The following is a 21,853-nucleotide window of genomic DNA, read 5'->3' as shown; positions in this document are numbered from 1 at the left end:
GACCCCCATGTTTGAAGGAATGGCCTATGCCGCCAGCGCTGCTGGCGCCGGAGCCGAAGGCGGACTTGGATATCTGCTGATCCAGATTTTCCCGTTCATCCTGCTGTTCGGTGTTTTGTATTTCGTGATGATCCGCCCGCAGCAGAAGCGGATGAAGGAACATCGCGAGCTGATCGCCAGCGTGAAGCGCGGCGACCAGATCGTCACCTCGGGCGGCATGATCGGCAAAGTGACCAAGGTCGATGAGACCGAAGTCACGGTCGAGTTCGCCAAGGACGTGCAGGTCCAGGTCGTGAAGGCAACGATCGCCGAGGTTCGCGGCCGTACGGCGCCCAAGCCGGCCAATGATGCCGGGTCGGACGGCGACAAGCCGGCACCGCGCACGCGGCGCAAGGCCAAGGACACGCCCACCGTCTCCGGAAACTAGACCAGACAGGGGCCGGGGGCCGCCATGCTGTATTTCTCGCCGTGGAAAATCTTCCTCATTCTGGCAGTGGTTCTGCTCGGAGTGCTGTTCTCGATTCCAAACCTCGTTCCGGCCAATGAACGGTTCGTGGTGCGAAATGAACAGGTGACGGATGAACCGCGTGGCATCTGGGCCTTCCCCCTTGTTCCGCACAACAGCGTCAATCTCGGTCTCGACCTTCGCGGCGGTGCCCACCTGGTGTTCGAGGTCAATCTCGACGAAGTGAAGGAAGACCGGCTCGAGAACCTCGCCGAGGAGGCCAGTGTCGCGCTGCGCCAGGCACCGGTGATCAATGTCCGCCGCCCGTCCGTCGTCGGCGAGGAAGTCGTGGTCCGGGTCGCGCGCGCCGAGGACATGGATGCGGCGTGGGACCGCCTGCAGGATCTCTCCCAGCCGGTCGGCAACAATGCGCTGGCCCAGCAGGGCGGGTTCGGTGCGCAGACCGTTGCCTTCACCCGCGATGATGCCGAGCGCATCATCCGGCTGACGATCACGCCCGAAGCGCTGGAAGAGATCCAGACACGGACGGTGACGCAGTCGATCGAAGTGATCCGCCGCCGGATCGACGAGACCGGCCTGACCGAGCCTACGATCGCCCGCCAGGGCGACAACCGGGTCCTGGTCCAGGTGCCGGGCGAGGCCAATCCGCAGCGCATCATCGAGCTTGTGAACACGACGGCGCGGATGACGTTCCACCTGGTCGATTCCACGGTCACGATCGACGCCAGCGGCCAGGGCCGGACCCCGCCGGGCGTGGAAATCATGCCGACGGAAAATCCGGGCGAACCCTTTCTGGCGGTGCAGCGCCGGGCGATGGTCGATGGCGAGAACCTGACCAATGCCTCGGCGACCGCCCAGAATGGACAGCCGGTCGTGCAATTCCAGTTCGATACGGCGGGCGCGACGGCGTTCGGCCGGGCGACCAGCCAGAATGTCGGCCGCCGCTTCGCGATCGTGCTCGATGACGTGATCATCTCGGCACCGCGCATTCGCGGTCCGATCCTCGGCGGGTCGGGCATCATCGAAGGCGGTTTCACCTATGAGAGCGCCAACGACCTCGCCATCCTGCTCAATGCCGGTGCGCTGCCCGCCAGCCTGACGCCGGTCGAACAGCGCACGGTGACCGCCGGTCTTGGTCAGGACCAGATCCGCGCCGGCACGCTGGCCGTGATCGTCGGCTTCCTGGCCGTCATGATCTTCATGCTGGCGGCCTATGGCGTGTTCGGCATCTTCTCGAACCTCGCGCTGCTGGTGAACGTCACCCTGATCCTCGGCGCGCTGTCGGGGCTGCAGGCCTCGCTGACCCTGCCCGGCATCGCCGGCATCATCCTGACGATTGGCATGGCGGTGGATGCGAACGTGCTGATCTATGAGCGGATCCGGGAAGAGGCGCGCGCCGGGCGAAGTCCGGCCAATGCGATCGAGACCGGTTATTCACGCGCGCTCAGCGCCATTCTCGACGCCAACATCACCACCTTCATCGCCGCCGCCGTGCTGTTCATGCTCGGTGCGGGGCCGGTGCGCGGCTTCGCCGTGACGCTGGGTATTGGCATCATCACCTCGGTCTTCACCGCCTTCCTCCTGTCGCGCTTCATGGTCGCGATCTGGTTCAAGGCGTTCAAGCCGCAGAAACTCGGATTCTAGGAGCGGGACATGGCCTTCGGACTTGTCAGCCTCATCCCGAACGATGCCGGCATCCCCTTCATCCGGGGCCGCCTGATCGCGTTCGCCTTCTCGCTCCTGATGATCGTCGGATCGCTGACGGCCTATGCCATCAACGGGATCAATTTCGGCATCGATTTCACCGGCGGCATCCAGATGGAGATCGACACGGAGGGCCCGGCCGATCTGGCGCAGATCCGTGAAATCGCCGGCGGCCTCAATCTCGGCGCCGCCGATGTGCAAGGCTTCGGCGAAGCCGACAAGGTGCTGATCCGGCTGCAGGCGCTGGAAGGCGAGGGGCTCGATGTCGAAGCCGCGCAGCAGCAGGCGCGCCAGACGCTTCAGGCCGCGCTGGAAGAACAGCTTCCCGGCGTCACGATCCTCGCCGCTGACGTGCTTGGCGCGAAGGTGTCGGGCGAGTTGCAGATCGCCGGTCTGACCGCCGTCATCGTCGCGCTCGCGCTGATGCTGATCTACATCTGGTTCCGCTTCGAGTGGCAGTATTCGGTCGGCGCGGTGCTGGCGCTGGTGCATGACGTGATCATCACCATCGGCCTGTTCGCCGTGACGCAGATGGAATTCAACCTGTCGACCGTCGCCGCGATCCTGACCATCGTCGGCTATTCGATGAACGACACGGTCGTGGTGTATGACCGGATCCGCGAGAACCTCCGGAAGTTCAAGAAGAAGGAGATCGGCGAGGTGCTGAACCTGTCGATCAACGACACGCTGTCGCGGACGATCCTGACCTCCTTCACGACGCTGGTGGCGCTGTTTGCGCTGTTCGCGATCGGCGGGCCGACGCTGCAGGGCTTCTCGGCGGCGATGATCTTCGGCATCGTGGTCGGCACCTATTCCTCGATCTTCGTGGCGGCGCCGATCCTGATGATCACCAAGGTCAACCGGGAAACTTCCGAAGACTGAGTGTGACACTCGGGTATCGCTGCTAACATCGCTCCCGGCTGTCTGAGTCGGGAGGGATGACATGGCTGCACTGCTTTCCAATCTTCGCAATACGGTGATCGTTTCGCTGGTGCTCGCGGCGGCGTTCTTCGTCGCCTACGGCATGACCGGGGCGTACGAGTTCGGCGGCGGCTTCTGGCAGGCGCTGGCCCGCTGGACGCACGTCGTCTCCGGCATCATGTGGATCGGCCTGCTGTGGTATTTCAACTTCGTGCAGATGCCGACCATGCCGAAAATCCCGGACGAGCTGAAACCGGCGATCGGCAAGCATATCGCGCCCGCGGCGCTGTTCTGGTTCCGCTGGGGCGCGGCCTTCACCGTGCTGACCGGGATCATTGTCGCCGTGCTGCGCGGCTATCTCGTCGAGTCGCTCAGCTTCGGCCTTCTCGCGCCGAGCTATTCGCCGCACTATTCCTTCCTCGGGATCGGCATGTGGCTGGCGCTGATCATGGCGTTCAATGTCTGGTTCATCATCTGGCCGAACCAGAAGATCGCGCTCGGGCTGGTCGAGGCCGAGGCGGACGCCAAGCCGAAGGCGGCGCGCACGGCGATGCTGTTCTCGCGGACCAATACGCTGTTGTCGCTGCCGATGCTGGTGACGATGGCCGGAGCGCAGACGCTGTTCGGCTAGATACAAGAAACCCCTCGGCCCAGGTGGCCGAGGGGTTTTTCCTGTGCGCGGGTCTGACGGATCAGATCGTCTGCAGGTTCTTCGCGGCAAAGTCCCAGTTCACCAGGTGATCGAGCCAGGCCGCGATGAAATCCGGCCGCTTGTTCTGGTAGTCCAGATAATAGGCGTGCTCCCAGACATCGAGCGTGAGCAGGGGCGTGACCCCGGCTTCGGTCAGCGGGGTGTGGGCATTCGGTGTCTTGCGCACTTCCAGCTTGCCGCCCTTGGCGACGAGCCAGGCCCAGCCGGAACCGAACTGGCTTGCGGCGGCGTCGGAGAACGCCTTGCGGAAGCCGTCATAGCCGCCCTCGAAGCAGCTTTCGATGCGCTGGGCGAGGTCGCCCGACGGCTTGCCGCCGCCCTTCGGCGTCATCGAATTCCAGAAGAAGGTGTGGTTCCAGACCTGGGCGGCGTTGTTGAACACGCCGGACCTGGACGGGTCGTTCTCGGTGGCCTTGATGATGTCCTCCAGCGACTTCTCGGCGAGATCGGTACCCTCGATCGCGGCGTTGAGCTTGTCGACATAGGCCGCGTGGTGCTTTCCGTAGTGGAAATCGAAGGTCTGCGCCGACATATGCGGCTCGAGGGCGTCTTTCGCGTAGGGCAGGTCGGGGAGTTTGAAAGCCATGTCGAACAGTCTCCGTTGTCCGGTTTTCGTTGAGTGTCGACGCGCGCTTTGCCGCCCGCGTCCTCGCAGGCGATATGGGGTCGCGTTCATCCGTGTCCAGTGAAGACAACGCATCCGACGGTCATGAGTTTCGTGTCAGCGATGGCGAACTGGCCGCCCTGTTCGCTCCGGTGGCCACGCGCGCCGCGCTGACCGGGCTTCATCGCTGGCACGAGGAAATCGCAGCCCTGCCGCTGCGGATCACCGAACCCATGATCGGCGCGATGCGGATCGAGTGGCATCGCGAGGCCGTTGAAGCGCTTTTTGCCGACCCAGCCGTGGTCCGGCGCAATCCGGTGATCGAGGGACTGTCCCTGGCCGTTCACCATGCCGGCGGACCGGAAATGGACGAGTTGAACGCCATACTCGATGCGCACGGCGCGGATTTCGAGGGACGGCGGTTCGAATCCCTTGCGGACTTGACCGATCATGCCACCGCAACAGACGGGCGGATCGCGCGGATCGCGGCGCGCATGCTGGATCCCGGAAACCACCATCCGGGCGCGGCATCTGCGGGAGGGGCATGCGGCATTGTCCGCCTGCTGCGCCAGTTCCCGCTGCGGGCCGGGCGGCAGCTGGCCGCGGTGCCCGAAGACGCGCTGGGCGCGGCCGGGCTGAATGCGGCGCGGCTGGCGACGGGCCGTGAGGCCGAGGCGGCACGAGTGGCGCTCGAACCGGTCCATCTCACCGCACGCGAAGCCCTTATTGCCGCCCGGGCCGATGTCCGCGGCGTTCCGGTCGCCCAGTTCCCGGCGGTCCTGCCGGCGGCGCTCGCCGCGCAATCCCTGAAGCGGCTGCGGCGTCAAGCCGATCCGTATCGGCCAGCGGAGGAGGCGGGACCGATGGCGCGGCAAGTCCGGCTGATCCGGGCCAGCCTGTCCGGCCGGATCTGACGCTTCAATTCCGGCACGCGGAACGTTTTCCGCCCGCCTGCCGTTACGCTTTCGTGACACCGGCACGAAGGTGATCGTGATGGACTTTTCCTATCGAGATTCCGTGATGGGACCGCTGTTTGGCGAGGCCGGCGAACCCGATCCGCCGCCTTTTCCGGAAAAGCCGGTGCCGGGCGAGCCGACGGTCGAGCCGCCCAAGCCGGGCCCCGACATCCTTCCGCCGAAGGACCCGCCGGGCCGCAAGCCCGGCCGCGAGATCGACCACCCCAGTCCCGATTTGCCGGGCAAGCCGGAGGTCATTCCGCCCGCGCAGTGATCATTCCGCCGCGAGCCGGTCAGTCCCGAGCCAGACCTGAAGATCGCCGAGCGCGCGCGCCGACATGGCGCGCTTGCGCGCGACCGACTTGTCCTTGCCGCGCAGGCGCTTGCCGTCCTCGGTCTTCAGCGGTGTGTCGATATCGGGGAATAGACCGAAATTCACATTCATCGGCTGGAAGGTGGCCTTGCCCGACAGGTGTCCGCCGGTGACGTGCTCGATCAGGGCGCCGAACGCCGTCGTCGGGGGCGGCGCGGACAGTATTTCGCCCTTGCGTTCGGCGGCAGCCAGACGGCCCGCCATCAGCCCCATGGCGGCGGATTCGACATAGCCCTCGACGCCCGTGACCTGGCCGGCAAAGCGCCAGGCCGGGTTCGCCTTCAGACGCAGTTGCTTGTCGAGCAGGCGCGGGGAGTTGATGAAGGTGTTGCGGTGGATGCCGCCGAGGCGGGCGAATTCCGCATTCTCCAGCCCCGGGATCATCCGGAAAATCTCGCTCTGCGCGCCGTATTTCAGCTTGGTCTGGAAACCGACCATGTTGAACAGCGTGCCAAGCGCATTGTCCTGGCGCAGCTGGACGACGGCCCAGGGCTTCACATCCGGATTGTGCTTGTTGGTCAGACCGCGCGGCTTCATCGGGCCGTGGCGCAGCGTTTCGCGGCCACGCTCCGCCATCACTTCGATCGGCAGGCAGGCCTCGAAATAGGGCGTATCCTTTTCCCAGTCCTTGAACTCGGTCTTGGGCGCGGCCATCAGCGCGTCGATGAAGGCCTCATACTGCGCCTTGTCCATCGGGCAATTGATGTAGGCGGCCTTGTCGGCCTCGGTCTCGCCCTTGTCGTAGCGCGACTGCATCCACGCCACGTCCATGTCGATACTCTCGTGATGGACGATCGGCGCGATGGCGTCGAAGAAGGCGAGGCTGTCTTCCCCCGTCAGGTCGAGGATGGCCTGCGACAGGGAAGGCGAGGTGAGTGGGCCGGTCGCGATGATCACGCTGTCCCACTCTTCGGGCGGCAGGCCGGCGACTTCGCCGCGCTCGATCGTGACATTGGGATGGGATTTCAGCGTTTCGGTCACCGCCTCGGAGAAGGCGACGCGGTCGACGGCAAGGGCGCCGCCGGCCGGAACCTGGTGCTTGTCGCCCATTGCCATGATGATCGAGTTGCAGCGCCGCATTTCCTCGTGCAGCAGGCCGACCGCGTTCGTCTCCGCGTCATCGGAGCGGAAGGAATTCGAACAGACGAGCTCGGCGAGACCATCGGTCAGATGGGCTTCGGTGCCGCGCACCGGGCGCATTTCGTGGATCACGACGGGCAGGCCGGCCTCGGCGATCTGCCAGGCGGCTTCGGAGCCGGCCATGCCGCCTCCGACGATATGAATGGGCTGTGTCATGCGGGCGATATACGCGCGACGCTGTTGCGCGTGAAGGGGCCGGCAGCTGCGCGCTGTCACATCGGCTTCACTTGCGCCGCCAAGCAATTGCAACGCATGATGGTCCCCGGTTCAGGGGAGTTGTGTTCATGGTTCGCAGTGTGCTGATTACGGCCTGCCTTCTGGCAGCGCCTGTCACGTCGGTCTGGGCGCAGGCCCCCGAACAGGTGGCGACAATCGACGCGGCAATCGCCGAAGCGGACCGCCAGGCCGACCGGCGGCGCTGGAACAATGCCGAGGAGGCGCTGCGCAGCGCGCAGGCGACCTATCAGGCGCTGGGCGGCGAATACCCGCTGATAGAGGCGCGGATCGAGACGGCGTGGTCGGATCACTACCGCGACCGGGAGCGCTGGGAGGATGCGGTCGCGCATGCCATGCTGGCGTTCGAGCTGACGCAGGAGGGCGGCGGGGACGCCGAGGCGGTCGGCAATGCCGCCTATGACCTCGGTTATGTGGCGTATCGCAACGGTTCCAATCTTGCCGCCGAGCAGGCCTTCGAGATCGCGGTCGAGCAGTACCGCACGGCGCTACCGGTGGATTCCTCGCGGCGCTGGCGCGCCAATGGCTGGCTCGAACTCGCGCGCTCGGCGATCATTCTCTATCGCGGCGATGTCAATGAGGACGCCCAGCAGCTGAACAATTACCGCTTCCTCAACATGACCGCCGTGCCGGACCTGGATCTCGCCGGTTGGTTGCCGCTCGATGGCTGGGCCGAGCGCATGTCGATCGGCATTCCGTTCACCGCGCACGCCAACGAGATCGACGGCTTCGTCGTGCTGCGCCTGCAATTCCGCGAGGACGGCAGGCCGACCCATCTCGAAATCATGTCGAGCTATCCCGGCGACGTGTTCGACGATTCCGTCCTGACCGGCGTAGGCAACGGCCGCGCCGACATGTCGGTTGCGGTGCCCGGCACGACCTATGCCGTGATCGTCACCTTCGTTCAGGAGTAGGGCCATGAGACTGGTCGCCGCCGCATGCCTCGCCCTCGCTCTGGCAGCTCCAGTTGCCGCTCAAGGTCTGCCGGACAGCGTGTCGGAGCCCTACCGGGCGTATCAGACCGCCATGGAGGCGGGCGACGAGGCCGCTGCGCTCGACCCGGCCTACCGCGCCTGGCAGGCGGCCGAGACTGCCGGCGTCGATGCGGAGACGACCGGGCTTCTGGCTGACAACTACGCTGCGCTCGCCAGCGCGGCCGGGCAGCACGAGCAGGCCGCGGCGGCTTTCGCCCGGTCGGCGGAAATCCTCGCCGACACCGAGGGCGGGACGCTTCTCACTGCCGAGACGTGGCGGCTGGCCGCGATGGCGGCGTATCAGGCCGGAGAGGAGAGCACGACCGAACGGTATGCGAGCCGCGCCATCGATATTCTCAGCGCGCTGCCCGCCAGCCGTGAGGTTTCCGCCGCGATCTTCCAGACCGAGACCATCCTGGCCTACCGGCAATTCGACCGGAGCAATATGCGCGCGGCCGGTCGCCATGCCGAACGCGCCATCACCGCCTTGCTCGAGGTCGGGCCGGTCGCGAACATGGATGCCGCCAATATCGCCTTCTTCGCCGGAATTGCGAATGCCAGTGACTACAATCACGAGGAAGCCGCCTTCTATTTCACGATTGCCAGCTACATATACGGGGCCACGAGCGGCGATGCCGAGACACGCCAGATCGCAGAGGCGTGGGCCTATTATTCGCGCACGACGATTGACGACGACGACCGGCTGGAACTGGTGCGCCGCCTCGACGCCAGTGGCTATCGCCCTGTCGAATGCGACGATGAGGATGCCGGTTGCGGTGCCGGGGAAACCGGATTGCCGGACTACCCAGAAGGTACGGACGTCGAGGATGCCTCACCGATACATCGCCGGGAAGTGACCTATCCGTCCCAACTGCTCAGTGCCGGGTATGAAGGCATCGTCCTGATCCGATTTGCGGTCGAGGCAGACGGCGATGTGGACGACATCCAGGTGCTCTATTCGGTTCCGCACCCGGCCTTCGGCGAAGCGGCGGAGCGTGCTGTGAGGCACTGGCGGTACAACCCGCTGCGTGTGGATGGCGTGGCGACACGCCGCGAAGGCGTCGTGACCCAGTTCATCTTCCAGATTACGGAATGATCTCGGCCCTGATCACTTCTGCCGCCCTGTCGGTTGCGGTTCAGTCTGAGCCGGGATGCGAGGATTCCGCGCGGGACGCGGCATTTGCGTTCTCGCGCAGCGATGATGCTGCGGCCACCGAATTCCTCGATCGCGAAGCCTGTCACGGCAATGCGGCGTTCGATGCGATGCGAGCGGTGGCGGCGTGGCGGCAGGGCAATTTCGGGGAGGCGGCGGCGCTTGCCGAAGGTGTCGTCATCTCCCGAGCCCGAAACGGTTGCGCGCGGACGCGCGAGGTCGCGCGTCTCGCCTTTATCGCCGGGGCGTCATATCTCGCCGAAGATGACGAGGCGCTGAGCCGCTATCATTTCTGGGTGGCGCACCGCGTCTCGGATGCAGGCGGCGGACTGACGCGGAATGAACGCGACGTCGCGGAGCATTTTTCCGAGGATATCGGGACATATCGATCGGATCATCGAAGGATGATGGATGGTGGATTTCTGGATCCGCTTCCAACTCCCGGCAGCGCTTGCGCAGGCTTTCCCTCGGTTCAGCTCTCGCCAGCTCCGCCTCGAGACGGCGTCCTGTTCCTGGTGGTCGAACTCAGGACCAATGGCGCGGGCCGGGTATCGCGTGTCGAGGAGATGTTCTCCTTTCCCGATGCGCCGCCGCAGGCGTTGATCGATTCGATTGAAGGGCGGCTGGCGTTCGACACCCGGACTCGTCAGCAGGTGGCACTTGTTCTGAACCCGTGTGCCGACCAGTTGACGTGGTTCGACCGCGAGCCGGTCTGTCTGCCGGGATATCAACCGGAGGATAGCCAAGCCCAGGCTGCGGCCGACTGACGCCTTCGCCGCATTGCCCTGCCCGCCGGGGCGGGATATCTCCGCGCGCATGATGCAACCGATCCTGTTCACGCTGGCCGTCTGGCGCAGCACGCTGTCCCGGCTTCCCGCCCTGCTCCTGGCCGCGGGAGTCGTGCTGGTTCCCGCCGCGATCGTGGCCGTGCCGTTTGCCCTGACGGGCCACCGCTTCGGTCCCGAGGCCGACAATCCCTGGCTGGTCTGGCTGGCCTGGCTGGCGGTGCTGATTACGCTCAGCGTGCCCGCTGCCGCCGCGCTTCTGCGCCGCGGGCTGGGGCGGGCGCGGAGTGAATGGTTCGGCCTCGAGCTGGGTCAGGACGAACGCCAACTCGCGCTGTCGCTGGCGCTGACCGGTGTTCTGGCGCTGACGGTGATCGGGGTTGCCTTCCTGTTGTTCGTCGCCTTCCTGTCCGCGCTTGCCCTGGCGTCGCGCGCGGCGGCGAATGCGCCGGAACTCGCGGTCGAGGCAGCCGAGCATGCCCCCGAGATCGGCGCCTATTTCGGCACCGCCGAATGGGTCGCGGTCTGGGTAACCGGCGCGGCTTTCGCGCTGTTCTCGATCTGGTTTCTCACACGACTGCTGCTGGCCTTCCCGGAGACGGTCCGGCTCGGAAAGGTGCAGGCGATGGCCGCGCTCGGCCTGTCGCGCGGCCGCATGTTCGCAGTGACGCTGAGTGGTGCGGTTTTCGTGCTGGCCGCATCGGCGATCGTTTGGGCGCTGCGTCTGATCCCGCATGGCGAGGGACTGGCGGGAACACTCGTCCTGTTCGGCACGAGCTGGGCCGGCCTGACCGTGACCGGCGCATTGGTGAGCGCGTTTCTCACCGCGCTGGACGATGAATTGCAGCCGGGCACTGGCGGCGCGGCGGGAACGTAGCATCCCGGCCATCCGGTGCCGGATCGCGCAGCGATACCGGATCATGTCGAACTCCGTGGTGGATTCCAGCCGGCCGGACGGTCTGGCCGAATTGTTCGAGCGGGCCCTCGACGCCAGTTCAACCGCCCGGGACGATTTCCGGTCAATTCCCCCCTGACGCCGCTGACAAAAACCGCCACTATGGTGAAGAAGCAGGGTCATGGAGGGACACATGCAGCCCGATAAACCGTACGATTTCACCGACGCGGTGTTCTACTTCTTCAAGGTGCTGGCGCGCCGTCCGGGCCGGACGCTCTGGGTCGGGTTGTGGAACGCGCTGCTCTATATCGTGCTCGGCGGGCTCCTCCTGTGGGCTTTCCTGCCCTTCTATCTCACCGTGTTCGAGCTCGCACAGACCGGGGCCGATCCCGATCCGTCGCAAATCATGTCGATGTTCGCGACCATGGCCGGCGCCGGAGTGCTGGCCTTTTTCGGCGGCATCGCCGTTGCGCTCATGGCCCAGGGGGCATGGCTCCGCCTGCTCGCACGCGACGAGGTCGCACCGGGCATTCCGCTGCGTCTCGGCAGTGACGAGTTCCGCCTGCTGGGTGTGAACATCCTGCTGATAATCATCCTGATGGGGACGTATTTCGTCGGCGCGCTGCTCGTCGCGGTACCGGTCGTGATCGGCGCGGCAGGTGGCGGCGAGGGCGCTCCGGTGGCGATCGCCGTGCTGGCCGGAGTGGTTGGTGTCATCGCGCTGATCGTCGCGATGGTCTTCCTGTCGATCCGGCTGTCCCCGGCGCCGGCGCTGACCGTGCTCGACCGGAAGATCCGCCTGTCGGGCGCGTGGCCGGTCACCAAGGGCATCTTCTGGTGGGTGTTCCTGACCTATATCGTGCTGGGGCTGATCGTTGCATTCGCCTCGTCGATGATCTCGTCCTTCGTCCAGCTGATGTTCCTGCCGATCCTGATCCCGGTGCTGACCGAAATCTCGCAGCAGTCGGGCAACATGGATCCCGATCAGGCGATGGACATGCTCCGCGCGGCCTTCACCAGCACCGGGACGATCGCGTTGTTCGCCGTGGCAGTCGTCATCTCCATCGTGGGGCAGATTTTCTACGAGGGCATGTGGCACGCGGTCGGCGCCTACCTGGCGCGTCGTCATCGCGGACTGGAAGGCACGCCGCTGGAAGCGGTACCGGCCGCGCCCACGCCGCCGCCGGCACCGGTTTCGCCCCCCGCGAATACGGGTGACGCGGGCGGCGATTCAGGGTCTTCTCCGGCCTGACTTGAGAGAAGGGACAGTCATGGTCGCACCGAAGCTCGATTCCGGCGCCGCGCTCGGATTCTTCTGGGACGTGTTCAAGGCCCGGCCGACCACCTTCATCGGCCTCGGCATCTGGTGGTTTGCGATCGCGCTCGCGCTGGCCGTCGGGCAAATGGCCTTCCTGGGCGAGGAACTGGTCGCGATGCAGACGGCTTCGACCGACGATCTCGCGGCCTATATGTCCATCTCCGCCAGCTATGGTGCGAAGCTTTCGCTGTTCATGATCGTCAATATCGCGGTCATGGTTCCGCTGGAGTCGGCCTGGCTGCGCCTGTTCATGAGCGGACAGGGCAATCCCATCTTTCCCTTCCGTATCGGCGGCGGGGAGGGAGCCTATCTGCTGACCATGCTCGTCATGCTGGCGATCCTGATCGCGATCGGGGTGGCCGGCGTGATCGCGTTCATCGTGCTGATGGTGGTTGTGGCAACGATCGCAGGCGAGAGCGGGGTGCTGTTCGGCGCCATTGTCGGTTACATCGCCCTGACTGCCGTGATGGCCGCGTTCGGCGTGCGCATATCGCCGGCCTTCGCGCTGGCGGTGCATCGCCGCAAGATCGCGTTCGGCGCGGCCTGGAGCGGCACGAAGGCGATGTTCTGGCCGTTGCTGGGCTGTTTCGTCATCGCCACGATCATCATGGCCGTGGCGTACATGATCGGGATGATCGCCTTCCTGTTCATCGGCGTGGACATGGAGATGCTGGCCTCGGGCCTCGTCGCACAGGACTGGCGTTCGGCCATCCTGCCCTACAGCGTGATCTACATCGCGATGTTCGTTCCCGTCTGCATGATGCGCGGCATCGCCTGCAAGGCGGCGCTGACCATCGAGGAGGCGAATGCCGTTCCGCCCGCACCGCCACAGACAGTCGGTACCGTCTAGCGCGGCGAGCCGGGTCACCGCCCCGGCAGCAGGTCCTCGAGGAAGAAGGCGGACAATTCGGTGCGGCCGGTCAGGCCCGCCTTGCGGTAGAGCGCGCGGGACTGTTCGCGCACCGTGCGTTCGCTGGTGCCGCGCAGCGCCGCGATCTCGGCATGGCTGAAACCCTTCATCAGGAACAGGCCGATCTCGGTCTCGGCCGGTGTGAATCCCCACCGGCCGAATTGGCCGGTGATGGCTGCTCCGAGACCCCGGACGAGGGTCCGGTTCTCGCCTTGCCAGCGCAGCGCCTCGGCCCGCGCGGCGGCGAGGTCGGTCCGCGTGCGCTGGAAATTGACCAGCAGGGCGAAGGCGCCGACGGCCGCCGAGACCAGAGCGACCGATTCCAGGACGAGGTGCAGCCAGCCCACGCCCTCGCCGCCATCGGTCACCAGATCGGTGGCGATGAAGAGGGCAATGAGCGCGAACAGCACGCCTCCGGCGCGCGTTGTCCAGCGCGAGCGGTCTTCCGGCATTGCCCATCCTCCTTCGAAACGGCCGGTTACGTCATATGACAGATGGCGCGCTCGCGCCTGCGGCATGACGTTCCAGCCTTCTGAAACGGAGGCATGCCATGACTGAAACGAGCGACAATTCTTCCCCCGCCGCGCCGCAGGCCTCGGTGAAAGTCTGGGACCCGGTGGTCCGGATCGGTCACTGGGTGATCGTGATCGGGGTTTTCACCGCGTATTTCTCAGGCGACGACTGGCAGGGCATTCACGTCTGGGCCGGTTATGCGGTCGCGGCTGCGGTCCTGATCCGGATCGCCTGGGGCCTGTTCGGCACGCGTCACGCCCGCTTTGCCAGCTTCGTGCGCGGTCCCGGCGCGGCGGCGAGCTATCTGCGCGGGCTGGTCTCCGGCAAGGCCGAGCGCCATGCCGGGCACAATCCGGCCGGCGCGGTGATGATCCTGCTGCTGCTCGCCAGCCTGGCCGGGACGACCGGCACCGGCATGGCGCTCTACGCGGTCGAGGAAGGCCGCGGGCCGTTGGCCGGCTTCATCGCCATGGCGCCGGAAGACGGGGCGCAAGCCAATGCGTCGTCCGAAGCGCCGCGCGCGGCCGATCGCGACGACGATGACGATGAGCATGGCGTGCGCGGGGAGTCGGGCGAACACGAGGAAGGCGGAGAAGGCGGCGAGTGGCTGGAAGGCCTGCACAAATTCTTCGTCTATCTGACGCTGACGCTGGCAGGCCTGCACGTGATCGGCGTGATCGCGTCCAGCCTGGCGCACGGCGAGAATCTCGTCCGGTCGATGGTGACCGGCCGCAAGCGCGCCGAGTAATGCCCTCGCGGAGGGGCGGGCCGGGCCGACAGGCCTAGGCCCGCTTCTTCTTCACCTGCCGGGCGCGGTCGCGTTCGAGCAGCGGGGCGAGATAGCGGCCGGTCCAGCTGCGTTCGACCTTGGCGACATCCTCCGGCGTGCCGGTCGCGACGATCTCGCCGCCGCCATCACCGCCCTCGGGGCCGAGATCGATCAGCCAGTCGGCGGTCTTGATGACGTCGAGATTGTGCTCGATCACCACAACCGAATTGCCCTGCTCGACCAGTTCGTGGAGCACTTCGAGCAGCTTCTTCACGTCCTCGAAATGCAGGCCGGTCGTGGGTTCGTCGAGAATGTAGAGCGTCTTGCCCGTCGCCCGTTTCGACAACTCCTTCGACAGTTTCACGCGCTGCGCCTCGCCGCCGGACAACTGGGTGGCCGGCTGGCCGATCTTCACATAGCCGAGGCCGACGCGTTCGAGCGTGACCATCTTGTCCCGGATCGAGGGGACGGCCTTGAAGAAGTCCGCGCCTTCCTCGACCGTCATGTCGAGCACGTCGGCGATCGACTTGCCCTTGAAGGTGACTTCCAGCGTCTCGCGGTTGAAGCGCTTGCCGTGGCAGACATCGCACGGGACGAAGACGTCGGGCAGGAAGTGCATCTCGATCTTCACGACGCCGTCGCCCTGGCACGCCTCGCAGCGTCCGCCCTTCACATTGAAGCTGAAGCGGCCCGGCTTGTATCCGCGCGCCTGGGATTCCGGCAGGCCGGCGAACCAGTCGCGGATCGGGGTGAAGGCGCCGGTATAGGTCGCCGGGTTGGAGCGCGGGGTGCGGCCGATCGGCGACTGGTCGATGTCGATGATCTTGTCGAGCTGTTCGAGGCCCTCGATCCGGTCGTAATGCGCCGGGACGGTCTGGGTGCCGTTCAGCTGGCGCGTGGCGGCCTTGTAGAGCGTCTCGATCGTCAGGGTCGACTTGCCGCCACCCGACACGCCGGTGATGCAGGTAAAGACGCCGAGCGGGAATTCGGCGGTGACGTCCTTCAGATTGTTGCCGGTGGCACCGGAGACCCGGATCACACGCTTCTTGTCGATCGGGCGTCGCGCTTTCGGCACGTCGATGACACGGGCACCGGACAGGTATTGCCCGGTCAGGCTTTTCGGGTTGGCGGCGATTTCCTCGGGCTTGCCATGGGCGACGATCTCGCCGCCATGCACGCCGGCGGCGGGGCCGAGATCGACGACATAGTCCGCGGTGAGGATGGCTTCCTCGTCATGCTCCACGACGATGACGGTGTTGCCGAGATCGCGCAGCCCGCGCAGCGAATCCAGCAGTCTTGTATTGTCGCGCTGATGCAGGCCGATCGACGGTTCGTCGAGCACGTAGAGCACGCCGGTGAGGCCCGAGCCGATCTGGCTGGCGAGGCGGATGCGCTGGCTTTCCCCGCCTGACAGCGTGCCGGAGGCGCGGTCGAGGGTGAGATAGTCGAGGCCGACATCGACGAGGAATTTCAGCCGCTCGCGGATTTCCTTCAAAATGCGTTCGGCGATCGCCTTCTGCTTCGGGGTGAAGCCCTTCTCGAGACCGCCGAACCAGTCCGCCGCATTGCGGATCGACAGCTCGCTGGCCTGGGAAATGTCCTGACCGGCGATCCGAACCGCCAGGGCTTCGGGGCGCAGGCGCTTGCCGTGGCAGGTCTCGCAGGGCTGGGCCGACTGGAAGCGGCCGAGATCCTCGCGCACCCAGCTGGAATCGGTCTCGCGCCAGCGGCGTTCGAGATTGGGGATCACGCCCTCGAAGGACTTGGTCGTCTCGAAGGTTCTGAGGCCGTCCTCGTAGCGGAATCTGATCTTGTCGGGCGTGCCCTGCAGCACGGTCTGGCGGAAGGCGTCGGGCAGTTCGCGCCAGGGCTTGAACATGTCGGCGCCGAAATGCTTCGCCAGCGCGTCGAGCGTCTGCTGGTAGAGTTTCGACGTGGCGCGGTTCCACGGCGCGATGGCCCCGTCATAGAGGCTCTTTTCGCGATCCGGGACGACGAGGTCCTCGTCGAATTTCAGCGACTGGCCGAGACCGTCACAGGCCGGGCAGGCGCCGAACGGGTTGTTGAAGGAGAACAGGCGCGGTTCGATTTCCGGGATGGTGAAGCCGGAGACCGGGCAGGCGAAATTCTCCGAGAAGATCAGCCGGTCACCGGTCCGGTAGCCGGATTTCTGCCCCCATTGCACATCTGCCGGCGCGGCGGCCTGTTCGGCTTCGGCCGCCGGCGTCAGGAAGGCGGCGGGGGCTTCGCGCATACCGTCCGCCGGTTCGTCCGCCCGCGCCAGGTCAACGTCCGACGCGAATTCCGCCGCGGCCAGACCATCGGCGAGGCGCAGCGCGGCCTCGATCGATTCCGCGAAGCGTTGCTCCATGCCCTCGCGCACGACGACACGGTCCACGACCACGTCGATGTCGTGCTTGAATTTCTTGTCGAGCGTCGGCGCTTCCTCGAGCGGGTAGAACTCGCCATCGACCTTCACGCGCTGGAAGCCGGCCTTCAGCCATTCGGCGAATTCCTTGCGGTATTCGCCCTTGCGGCCGCGCACGACCGGGGCGAGCAGGTAGAGCCGCGTGCCCTCGGGCAATTCCATCAGCCGGTCGACCATCTGGCTGACCGTCTGGCTCTCGATCGGCAGGCCGGTCGCGGGCGAGTAAGGGATGCCGACCCGCGCCCACAGAAGGCGCATGTAGTCGTAGATCTCGGTGACGGTCGCGACGGTCGAGCGCGGATTCTTCGACGTCGTCTTCTGCTCGATCGAGATCGCCGGGGAGAGGCCTTCGATCGAATCCACGTCCGGCTTCGACATCAACTCCAGAAACTGGCGCGCATAGGCCGACAGGCTTTCCACATAGCGGCGCTGACCCTCGGCATAGATGGTGTCGAAGGCGAGGGAGGACTTGCCCGATCCCGACAGGCCGGTGAACACGATCAGCTCGTCGCGCGGCAGCTCGACCGAGACGTTTTTCAGATTGTGTTCGCGCGCGCCCTGCACGCGGATGGATTTCAGCGGTTCGGCCATGTGGACTTCGCTACCCCGGTGGGTTCAACTCCGCCTCGACTCGCGGGCGTTTGACCTGCGGAACATTATGTGAACAAATATCGTGCGTCCATCCAAGAAACGCACGCGAGCATGGAGAAGATGGGGTTATGGCCGGAAGCGTCAACAAAGTCATCCTGGTGGGTAATCTGGGCGCCGACCCGGAAATCCGATCACTGAATTCGGGCGACAAGGTTGCCAATATCCGCGTCGCGACATCGGAGCAGTGGCGCGACAAGACCTCGGGCGAACGCCGCGAGAAGACGGAGTGGCACAATGTCGTCATCTTCGACCAGAACATCGTCAAGGTGGCGGAGAACTATCTGAAGAAGGGCTCCAAGGTTTACGTCGAGGGCCAGCTGCAGACCCGCAAGTGGCAGGATCGCGACGGCAATGACCGTTATACAACGGAAATCGTCCTGCAACGTTTCCGCGGCGAGCTGCACATGATCGACAGCCGCGGCGGCGGTGGCGGCGGAAACTATGAATCCGACGACAGCTTCGGCGGGGGTAGCGGTGGTGGCGGCGGTGGCCGTTCCGGCGGCGGCGGTGGTGGCCGCGAAGACTTCCGCAATGACGACCTCGACGACGAAATTCCGTTCTGATCACCTTCGCGACCACGTCCACTGCAGGCGGGCCGGGCAACCGGCCCGCCTTTTGCTAGACTGTGCCGGACAATCCAGGACGGAGTTCATTCATGTTGCGTCGTTTCGCCCTTGCTTCCCTTGCCGCCGCCGGCCTCGCCGGACCGGCCTTCGCTCAGTCCGATGATGGCAGCCGTACGCCGGGACTGATGCATGCGCCCATCGGCGAGGATGCGGTGAACATCATGATCGTCGGCCAGGACGCGTTCGGCGACGTGTTCATGGAAGTCGCGATGCTGCACGACCTGCCGCGCGACCGCGATGCAGAGATCGCGTCGCGGATCTGGGAAGAACGCAACAACACCGCCCCGATCTTCCTGATGGAGGCCGCACGCCGCTATGCGTCCTACGCACCGGAGCAGGCGCTCTATGCCTATTTCCTGGCGCGTTCGCGGATGATCTATGACGGTCAGCGCTGCCTCGATTCCACGGCACTCGAGGCCGTGGCCCTGGTCGACCAGTTCGCGCAGGAAGACATCGCCCCGCTGATGACCGATGCGGAAATGGTCCGTGCGCAGCTGTCGGACGTCTATTCGTCCGGCGAAGCCTTCACGCATACGACCTCGCCCTGGTGGATCTGTTCCTCGGGCGACAGCGCCTTCTACGCCGCACAGAACGACGCGACCCTGACCCGCGACGAGTGGCTGAAACTGCCGAACCAGTGGCCGTCCATCCAGGACACGATCAGCCAGAACATGCTGGCGAACATCAACGCGCTGGCGACGGCGATCGCCGAGCAGTAACCGGCCGCGTGCGAATGCGGGAATCGTCTGCACACGGGCGGTCTCCCGCGTTTGCTCCGCATGCCCCGAATTGCTAGAAACAAGGCCAGAACAGCGCCGCGCGATTCTGCCCGCGGCGTTCCCGTTTCAGGGCCGGATTCCAGATCCGGCCGCGACCCGGCAAGAGGGCCTCCTTGAGCGACGAGAACGACGATCTGACCCCGGGCGCCATTCCGCCGGGCGGAGACAGCGGACCGAGCATCGCGATCGAAGACGAGATGCGGCGCTCCTATCTCGATTACGCGATGAGCGTGATCGTGAGCCGCGCCATCCCGGACGCGCGCGACGGCCTGAAGCCGGTGCACCGCCGCATCCTGTGGTCGATGCACGAGCAGGGCTATACCCACGACAAGCAGTACCGCAAATCGGCCCGCGTCGTCGGTGACGTGATCGGTAAATACCACCCGCATGGCGATCAGGCGGTCTATGACGCGCTGGCGCGTATGGCGCAGGACTTCTCGATGGGCCTGACGCTGCTCGACGGCCAGGGCAATTTCGGCTCGGTCGACGGCGACCCGCCGGCCGCCATGCGTTACACCGAAGTGCGTATGGACAAGCCGGCCGAGGCGCTGCTGGCTGATATCGACAAGGCGACAGTCGATTTCACCGAAAACTATGACGGTTCGGAAAAGGAGCCGGTGGTCCTGCCGGCGCGCTATCCGAACCTGCTGGTCAATGGTGGTGGCGGTATCGCCGTCGGCATGGCGACCAACATCCCGCCGCACAATCTGGGCGAAGTCGTCGACGCGGCGCTGGCGCTGCTCGACAATCCGGAACTCACCGATATCGAATTGCTGGACATCGTCCCGGCGCCGGACTTTCCGACCGGGGCGCAGATCGTCGGCCGGGCCGGATCGCGCAGCGCGCTGATGACCGGGCGCGGCTCGGTGATCATGCGCGCCAAGACCTCGATCGAGACGGTCCGCAAGGAGCGCGAGGCGATCATCGTTCACGCCATTCCCTATCAGGTGAACAAGGCGTCGATGATCGAGAAGATCGCCGATCTCGTGCGCGAGAAGCGCATCGAGGGTATCGCCGACCTGCGTGACGAATCCGACCGTTCGGGCATGCGCGTCGTCATCGAGATGAAGCGCGACGCCAATCCCGAAGTGATCCTGAACCAGCTTTATCGCTGGTCGCCGATGCAGCAGAGCTTCGGTGTGAACATGCTGTCACTGGTCGGCGGGCGGCCGCAGCTGATGGGCCTGCGCGGCTATCTGGAAACCTTCCTGAAATTCCGCGAACAGGTCGTGGCGCGCCGCGCCAAGTTCGAACTGTCCAAGGCCCGCGACCGCGCCCACGTCCTGATCGGACTGGCGCTGGCGGTGGCGAATATCGACGAAGTCATCGCACTCATTCGCGCCGCGCCGAACCCGGCTACGGCGCGCGAACAGTTGATGGCGCGGCACTGGCCGGCGGCGGACGTCGAACCGCTGGTCAAGCTGGTCGCGGATCCGCGTTCGGTGCTGTCTGACGGCAAGACGCTGAAACTGACCGAGGAGCAGGCCAAGGCGATCCTCGACTTGCGCCTCAACCGCCTGACCGGGCTGGGCCGCGAGGAAATCGGCAATGAGGCCGAGGGCCTGGCCGAACAGATCCGTGATCTCCTGGACATTCTCCGCTCGCGGCCGCGCGTGATCCAGATCATCCGCGACGAGCTGAGCGAAGCGCGGCAGAAATTCGCCGTGCCGCGGCGGACCGAAATCCTCGATGTCGAACTGGAGATCGAGGACGAGGATCTGATCGCCCGCGAGGAAATGGTCGTGACGGTGACGCATGGCGGCTACGTCAAGCGCACGCCGCTGACCGAATATCGGGCGCAGCGCCGCGGCGGCAAGGGCCGCTCCGGCATGTCGATGAAGGACGAGGATTTTGTTGCGACGCTGTTCGTCGCCTCGACCCACGCGCCGCTGCTGTTCTTCTCGTCGAACGGCATGGTCTACAAGACCAAGACCTGGCGCTTGCCGCAGGGCGCGCCGAACACGCGCGGCAAGGCGCTGGTCAACATGTTCCCGCTCGACCAGGGCGAGATCATCACCTCGGTGATGGCGTTGCCCGAGGACGAGGCCGAGTGGGACAAGCTGGACGTCATGTTCGCCACGACGGCGGGCACGGTGCGCCGCAACAAGCTGTCCGATTTCGTGCAGGTGAACCGCAACGGCAAGATCGCCATGAAGCTCGACGAGGGCGATGGCGAGATCGTCGGCGTGCGGTTGTGCACCGCCGATCAGGACGTGCTGCTGGTCACAGCCAAGGGCAAGGCGATCCGCTTCCCCGTCGACGATGTGCGCGTCTTCATGAGCCGCAATTCGACCGGCGTGCGCGGCATCAGGATGGAGAAGGGCGACACGCTCATCTCGATGGCGATCCTCAATGCGCTGGACGTGTCCCGCGCCGAGGTCCGCGCCTATCTCAAGCAGCGCCGCGCCGAATTGCGCAGCGATGACGAGGAGGCCGAGGCGATCGACGAGGTGCTTGAAACCGAGGGCGAAGACGAGGGCGAGGACGGCGAGGACATCACGCTGTCGCCGGTCCGCTACATGGAAATGAAGGGCAATGAGCAGCTGTTGCTGACCGTGGCCCAGTCCGGTCTCGGCAAGCGCGTGATCTCCTACGAATACTTCCGTCAGGGCCGGGGCGGCCAGGGCGTTTGGACCAAGGACAAGCGCTTCCCCGAACCGCTCGCCGCCTGCTTCACCGTGGGCGAAAACGACACCGTGATGGCAGTGACCGATGGCGGTCAGCTGATCCGCTTCCCGGTCGAGACGGTGCGCATCGCCGCGCGGGCCACCAAGGGCGTTCGCCTGATCCGTCTCAACGAGGGCGAGAATGTCGCCTCGGTGATCCGGATCGAGGAGAGCGAGGACGAGGACGCTGCCGAAGCCGCGGGCGAAACCCCGGACGCGGGTGAAACGGGCGGCGAGGAATAGCCGTCCGACCGCCTTGCCGGTTCGCGCCGAGTG

General features: G+C 65.5%; 20 protein-coding genes. 16 read left to right on the top strand and 4 right to left on the bottom strand.

Translation table 11 applies throughout. The features are described from left to right. The first annotated feature begins 7 nt into the window (after window positions 1–7). The 4 genes from yajC (at window position 8) to ACFOOR_RS03030 (ending at window position 3,722) form a co-directional block, all read left to right on the top strand. Window positions 8–427: a preprotein translocase subunit YajC gene (yajC, locus tag ACFOOR_RS03045; RefSeq protein WP_343163957.1), complete on the top strand. Its 420-nt coding sequence runs from the start codon at window positions 8–10 to the stop codon at window positions 425–427. Window positions 428–451: 24 nt separating this feature from the next. Further along, the gene (gene secD, locus ACFOOR_RS03040) at window positions 452–2,110 is read left to right on the top strand and encodes a protein translocase subunit SecD (RefSeq protein WP_343163956.1); all 1,659 of its coding nucleotides are present in this window, start codon (window positions 452–454) and stop codon (window positions 2,108–2,110) included. 9 nt (window positions 2,111–2,119) lie between these two features. Next, window positions 2,120–3,052: a protein translocase subunit SecF gene (gene secF, locus ACFOOR_RS03035; protein ID WP_343163955.1), complete on the top strand. Its 933-nt coding sequence runs from the start codon at window positions 2,120–2,122 to the stop codon at window positions 3,050–3,052. A 61-nt stretch (window positions 3,053–3,113) separates the two neighbouring features. Continuing rightward, window positions 3,114–3,722, top strand: coding sequence for a urate hydroxylase PuuD (locus ACFOOR_RS03030; RefSeq protein ID WP_343163954.1), 609 nt, complete (start codon window positions 3,114–3,116; stop codon window positions 3,720–3,722). 61 nt (window positions 3,723–3,783) lie between these two features. Here the strand turns inward: ACFOOR_RS03030 and ACFOOR_RS03025 are convergent, their stop codons facing one another. Continuing rightward, entirely contained in the window at window positions 3,784–4,389 is a 606-nt protein-coding gene (locus ACFOOR_RS03025) for a superoxide dismutase (protein WP_343163953.1), read from the bottom strand. Window positions 4,390–4,481: 92 nt separating this feature from the next. Here ACFOOR_RS03025 and ACFOOR_RS03020 point away from each other — a divergent pair, with 92 nt between their 5' ends. Both ACFOOR_RS03020 and ACFOOR_RS03015 read left to right on the top strand, forming a co-directional pair. Further along, window positions 4,482–5,321: a squalene/phytoene synthase family protein gene (locus ACFOOR_RS03020; protein WP_343163952.1), complete on the top strand. Its 840-nt coding sequence runs from the start codon at window positions 4,482–4,484 to the stop codon at window positions 5,319–5,321. A gap of 106 nt (window positions 5,322–5,427) precedes the next feature. Beyond that, on the top strand, window positions 5,428–5,637 hold the full coding sequence (locus tag ACFOOR_RS03015; RefSeq protein ID WP_343163951.1) for a hypothetical protein: 210 nt from the start codon (window positions 5,428–5,430) through the stop codon (window positions 5,635–5,637). On the opposite strand, the gene trmFO is transcribed toward ACFOOR_RS03015, so the two are convergent. Continuing rightward, window positions 5,638–7,032: a methylenetetrahydrofolate--tRNA-(uracil(54)-C(5))-methyltransferase (FADH(2)-oxidizing) TrmFO gene (gene trmFO / locus ACFOOR_RS03010; protein ID WP_343163950.1), complete on the bottom strand. Its 1,395-nt coding sequence runs from the start codon at window positions 7,030–7,032 to the stop codon at window positions 5,638–5,640. Between the two features lie 128 nt (window positions 7,033–7,160). Between trmFO and ACFOOR_RS03005 the strand changes: the two genes are divergently transcribed. From ACFOOR_RS03005 to ACFOOR_RS02980, 6 genes are all read left to right on the top strand, one after another. After that, the gene (locus ACFOOR_RS03005; RefSeq protein WP_343163949.1) at window positions 7,161–8,024 is read left to right on the top strand and encodes a hypothetical protein; all 864 of its coding nucleotides are present in this window, start codon (window positions 7,161–7,163) and stop codon (window positions 8,022–8,024) included. 4 nt (window positions 8,025–8,028) lie between these two features. Continuing rightward, window positions 8,029–9,180, top strand: coding sequence for an energy transducer TonB (locus tag ACFOOR_RS03000; RefSeq protein ID WP_343163948.1), 1,152 nt, complete (start codon window positions 8,029–8,031; stop codon window positions 9,178–9,180). Next, a complete protein-coding gene (locus ACFOOR_RS02995; protein WP_343163947.1) occupies window positions 9,177–10,004 on the top strand; it encodes a hypothetical protein in 828 nt (275 codons plus the stop codon). Before ACFOOR_RS03000 ends, ACFOOR_RS02995 begins: the two co-directional genes overlap by 4 nt. Window positions 10,005–10,053: 49 nt before the next feature. Then, window positions 10,054–10,899: a hypothetical protein gene (locus ACFOOR_RS02990; protein ID WP_343163946.1), complete on the top strand. Its 846-nt coding sequence runs from the start codon at window positions 10,054–10,056 to the stop codon at window positions 10,897–10,899. A gap of 211 nt (window positions 10,900–11,110) precedes the next feature. After that, entirely contained in the window at window positions 11,111–12,169 is a 1,059-nt protein-coding gene (locus tag ACFOOR_RS02985) for a hypothetical protein (RefSeq protein ID WP_343163945.1), read from the top strand. 19 nt (window positions 12,170–12,188) lie between these two features. Continuing rightward, window positions 12,189–13,085, top strand: a complete 897-nt coding sequence (locus ACFOOR_RS02980; protein ID WP_343163944.1) for a hypothetical protein — start codon at window positions 12,189–12,191, stop codon at window positions 13,083–13,085. Between the two features lie 14 nt (window positions 13,086–13,099). On the opposite strand, the gene ACFOOR_RS02975 is transcribed toward ACFOOR_RS02980, so the two are convergent. Then, window positions 13,100–13,597, bottom strand: a complete 498-nt coding sequence (locus tag ACFOOR_RS02975; RefSeq protein WP_343163943.1) for a helix-turn-helix transcriptional regulator — start codon at window positions 13,595–13,597, stop codon at window positions 13,100–13,102. A gap of 98 nt (window positions 13,598–13,695) precedes the next feature. On the opposite strand from ACFOOR_RS02975, the gene ACFOOR_RS02970 reads away from it, so the two are divergent. Next, window positions 13,696–14,406: a cytochrome b/b6 domain-containing protein gene (locus ACFOOR_RS02970; RefSeq protein ID WP_343163942.1), complete on the top strand. Its 711-nt coding sequence runs from the start codon at window positions 13,696–13,698 to the stop codon at window positions 14,404–14,406. A 34-nt stretch (window positions 14,407–14,440) separates the two neighbouring features. On the opposite strand, the gene uvrA is transcribed toward ACFOOR_RS02970, so the two are convergent. Then, the gene (gene uvrA / locus ACFOOR_RS02965) at window positions 14,441–17,446 is read right to left on the bottom strand and encodes an excinuclease ABC subunit UvrA (RefSeq protein WP_343163941.1); all 3,006 of its coding nucleotides are present in this window, start codon (window positions 17,444–17,446) and stop codon (window positions 14,441–14,443) included. Between the two features lie 128 nt (window positions 17,447–17,574). Here uvrA and ssb point away from each other — a divergent pair, with 128 nt between their 5' ends. The 3 genes from ssb to gyrA all read left to right on the top strand — a co-directional run bounded on the left by ssb (window position 17,575) and on the right by gyrA (window position 21,820). Continuing rightward, window positions 17,575–18,069, top strand: a complete 495-nt coding sequence (gene ssb, locus ACFOOR_RS02960) for a single-stranded DNA-binding protein (protein ID WP_343163940.1) — start codon at window positions 17,575–17,577, stop codon at window positions 18,067–18,069. A gap of 92 nt (window positions 18,070–18,161) precedes the next feature. Next, a complete protein-coding gene (locus ACFOOR_RS02955; RefSeq protein WP_343163939.1) occupies window positions 18,162–18,851 on the top strand; it encodes a hypothetical protein in 690 nt (229 codons plus the stop codon). A 173-nt stretch (window positions 18,852–19,024) separates the two neighbouring features. Next, window positions 19,025–21,820 (top strand): DNA gyrase subunit A, encoded by a 2,796-nt coding sequence (gyrA, locus tag ACFOOR_RS02950; RefSeq protein ID WP_380213714.1) that lies wholly within the window; start codon window positions 19,025–19,027, stop codon window positions 21,818–21,820. The last annotated feature ends 33 nt before the right edge of the window (window positions 21,821–21,853 follow it).

The organism is Hyphobacterium vulgare, from assembly GCF_042643335.1.
GTDB classification, from domain to species: Bacteria; Pseudomonadota; Alphaproteobacteria; order Caulobacterales; family Maricaulaceae; genus Hyphobacterium; species Hyphobacterium vulgare.
This window is presented reverse-complemented; position numbering and strand designations above follow the sequence as displayed.